Genomic DNA, 2,954 nt, shown 5'->3' with positions numbered 1-2,954 from the left:
GCCCATGTAGAGGTTCTTGAGGTCCTCAAGGTCCTCGCGGAACATGATCGTGTTTACCCCGCGGTTCGCGTAAACGAGGGTGAACCGGCTATCGGGTTCGCGCATCAGCGTGGTTTTCAGGATCGACAGAACGGGTGTTATGCCAGAGCCGCCCGCAAAACCCAGATAGCTTTTGCCCTGTTCAGGGTCTATTGCGGTATGGAAATTGCCCATGGGCGGCATAGCTTCCAGCGTCATACCAGGTGCGAGGTTTTCGTTAGCCCATGTGGAAAAGGCACCGCCGTCGACCTTTTTGATGCCGACCTGCAAGATACCATCATCCTTGCCCGCGCAGATCGAATAGGAGCGGCGGATTTCCGTGCCCTCAATCTCTTGGCGGAAAGTCAAATATTGGCCTTGGATGAAGTCGAAATCAGCGCCGTCGGTTGGACGAAGGGACACAACAACAGCGTCGCGGATGGTTTTGTGAACGTCGGTGACTTCGAGCGGATGAAAGCGTGCCATGTTGGGGCGTCCTTAGATACATTTGAAATAATCGAACGGCTCAAGGCAGTCCAAACAGCGCCATTGCGCTTTGCAGGGTGTGGAGCCGAATTGCGATATGCGGTCCAGATTTCCGGACTTGCAGCGCGGGCAACGTGCAGGGCCACCAGCGGCGCGTGGCGGTGCGATGCCGTACTCTTCCAGCTTGGCGATGCCCTTGGCGGTGAGCCAATCAGTCGTCCAAGGCGGAGAGATTTGGGTCTTGATGCGGGTTTGAGCGATTCCGTGATCCCGCATCGCGGTTTCGATATCCATCGAGATAACAGAGGTCGCAGGGCAGCCCGAATAGGTGGGCGTCACAGCTATCTCTAACGTCTCGCCATCCCATTCCACGGCGCGCACAATGCCCAGATCAACGACCGAAATCACAGGGATTTCGGGGTCTGGCACGGCGTCGAGCCATTGCCAAACTTGGGCGATATCGGGCTTCATGTTACCAACTCGCGCCTGGATAGGCGCGTTGCAGCCATTGCATCTGTGTCAGGATATGGCCGAGGTGTTCGGAGTGCTGAAAGCCTGATTTGCCCCCTTTGTGTGCAAAGCGGCTGTCAGGGATCGTGAGCGTTGCCTCTGCCATGAGCGCGCTAATACGGGCGTCAAAGGCGGTGCGCAGTTTGTGCAGATCAGGGGCGATGCCAGCTTCGGCCATTTCGATATCAACAGTGTCAGGGGTGAACAATTCGCCCACATAGGGCCAAAGCAGATCAAGCGAGGCTTGCATTTTGGCGTGGCTCACTTCGGTGCCATCACCAAGGCCGATGACCGTGTCGCCAGAACGCTCCACATGATAGGTCACTTCTTTGATTGCCTTCGCAGCGATCTCTGCAACGCGCGGCTCTGTGGATTGCATCAAGCCTTTGAGCATTTCAAGGTGCCAAGCATCGAACAGGAATTGGCGCATCAGGGTTTGACCGAAATCGCCATTGGGTTGTTCGACCAGCAGGGCGTTTTTGAAGTCCCACGCATCGCGCAGCATTGCGAGGTTATCGGCTGTGCGGCCCTTGGCTTCGACCTCTGCGGCGAGGCCGAGCCACATTTGGGTTTGCCCGATGAGATCAAGCGCGGTGTTGGCCAGCGCAATGTCTTCTTCGATCACAGGCGCATGGCCGCACCATTCGGACACGCGATGCCCAAGGATCAGGGTGTTATCGCCCATACGGCAAAGGAATTCGAAATAAGCGCTCATTACATTGCGCCCACTTCGTCGGGGATGTCGAAGAAAGTAGGGTGGCGGTAGACCTTGCTTTCTGACGGTTCATAGAGCGGGCCTTTGTCCGAGGGGGAGGAGGCTGCGATATGGCGCGCTTCGACAACCCAGATGCTGACGCCTTCATTGCGGCGGGTATAGACATCGCGCGCGTTCTTGATCGCCATTTCTTCGTCGGGGGCATGAAGGCTGCCAACGTGGCGATGGCTCATGCCGTGCTGGCCGCGGATGAAGATTTCCCAAAGGGGCCATTCTTTGCTCATTGTTGTGCTCCTGTTAGATTGTGCAAGCTGGCGCTTGCGCTGGGGAAGCCTGATCTTTGGATCAGGCAGTTCGGGGCGCTGCCCCGTCCGATCATGGATCGGACTCCCCGGGATATTTTAAGAGAGAGGAAGAAGATCATGTCATTATTCCGCTGCATGGGAGCAGCGCCTGAACAGGCTTTGATCGATGTGGTCCCATCCGAAAGCATGTTCGGTAGAACCGTTGGCTTGTAGATGGGCGAGGCGGTCCATCGCTTCATCCAGAGTTGGTTGATGCCCGTCTAGCACCCACCACATGACGAAATGCATCTTTCCCATCGTTTCGAACCATTCAGGGCGTTTTTCATAGAATTGCCCGTGAACGGTGTTGAAGACGTAGTTGCCCAGGCTGACCGGGTCGGTCCAGACCGACATATTGGAGATCAGTTTTTCATCTCCGGGGACGGCGATATCGGTGGCATTGCCCCCCTCGGATTGCATGCGCCAGACGAAGCCTGTGGAGCGTTCGGCAAGCGTGTTGATCTTGTCGAGATTGTCCATAAAACCCGCCATGCGCGGATCATCGAGCGGGTAGAGCGCGTAGCCAACATTGAGTTCAGCGAGTTGCATCTATTCTGCCGCCACTTTGCGCGCGCGTTTCTTTTCGGCGTGCGCCATTAGGCCGTCGCGGACCCATGCGCCGTCGTCCCATGCTTTGTTGCGTGCGGCGAGGCGTTCTTTGTTGCAGGGTCCGTTGCCTTTGAGCACCTCAAAGAACTCGTCCCAATCGGGTTGGGAGAAATCATAGCCGCCTTTTTCCGCGTTCCATTTCAGATCCGGATCTGGAACCGTGAGGCCGAGATATTCAGCTTGCGGGACGGTCTGATCGACGAATTTCTGGCGCAGCTCGTCATTGCCGTTCATCTTGATTTTCCACGACATGCTTTGCTCGGAGTGAACGC

At 56.5% G+C, this 2,954-nt stretch carries 6 protein-coding genes; all 6 read right to left on the bottom strand.

The annotated features are described in order from the left end of the window. The coding region (locus WBC85_RS13990; RefSeq protein WP_424438436.1) for an FAD-binding oxidoreductase at positions 1 to 504 on the bottom strand (504 nt) is incomplete at its 3' end. Positions 505 to 516: 12 nt separating this feature from the next. Next, positions 517 to 975 (bottom strand): 1,2-phenylacetyl-CoA epoxidase subunit PaaD, encoded by a 459-nt coding sequence (paaD, locus tag WBC85_RS13985; protein ID WP_424438433.1) that lies wholly within the window; start codon positions 973 to 975, stop codon positions 517 to 519. A 1-nt stretch (position 976) separates the two neighbouring features. Next, positions 977 to 1,729: a 1,2-phenylacetyl-CoA epoxidase subunit PaaC gene (gene paaC, locus WBC85_RS13980; RefSeq protein ID WP_424438430.1), complete on the bottom strand. Its 753-nt coding sequence runs from the start codon at positions 1,727 to 1,729 to the stop codon at positions 977 to 979. Further along, entirely contained in the window at positions 1,729 to 2,013 is a 285-nt protein-coding gene (gene paaB / locus WBC85_RS13975) for a 1,2-phenylacetyl-CoA epoxidase subunit PaaB (RefSeq protein WP_424438427.1), read from the bottom strand. The genes paaC and paaB overlap by 1 nt, the downstream gene beginning before the upstream one ends. A gap of 144 nt (positions 2,014 to 2,157) precedes the next feature. Then, positions 2,158 to 2,622: a DUF3291 domain-containing protein gene (locus tag WBC85_RS13970; protein ID WP_424438424.1), complete on the bottom strand. Its 465-nt coding sequence runs from the start codon at positions 2,620 to 2,622 to the stop codon at positions 2,158 to 2,160. Continuing rightward, the coding region (locus WBC85_RS13965; RefSeq protein WP_424438421.1) for a Phenylacetic acid catabolic protein at positions 2,623 to 2,954 on the bottom strand (332 nt) is incomplete at its 5' end. It lies immediately after the preceding gene.

The organism is Planktotalea sp. (assembly GCF_049680325.1).
Taxonomy (GTDB): domain Bacteria; phylum Pseudomonadota; class Alphaproteobacteria; order Rhodobacterales; family Rhodobacteraceae; genus Planktotalea.
The sequence above is the reverse complement of the archived record's forward strand: the minus strand, read 5'-3'. Positions and strand labels throughout refer to the sequence as shown.

Bases quoted from the DNA above. Each gene is read 5' to 3' on its own strand.
- paaC (WP_424438430.1), bottom strand. From the start codon at position 1,729: ATGAGCGCTTATTTCGAATTCCTTTGCCGTATGGGCGATAACACCCTG.
- paaD (WP_424438433.1), bottom strand. From the start codon at position 975: ATGAAGCCCGATATCGCCCAAGTTTGGCAATGGCTCGACGCCGTGCCA.
- paaB (WP_424438427.1), bottom strand. From the start codon at position 2,013: ATGAGCAAAGAATGGCCCCTTTGGGAAATCTTCATCCGCGGCCAGCAC.
- WBC85_RS13970 (WP_424438424.1), bottom strand. From the start codon at position 2,622: ATGCAACTCGCTGAACTCAATGTTGGCTACGCGCTCTACCCGCTCGAT.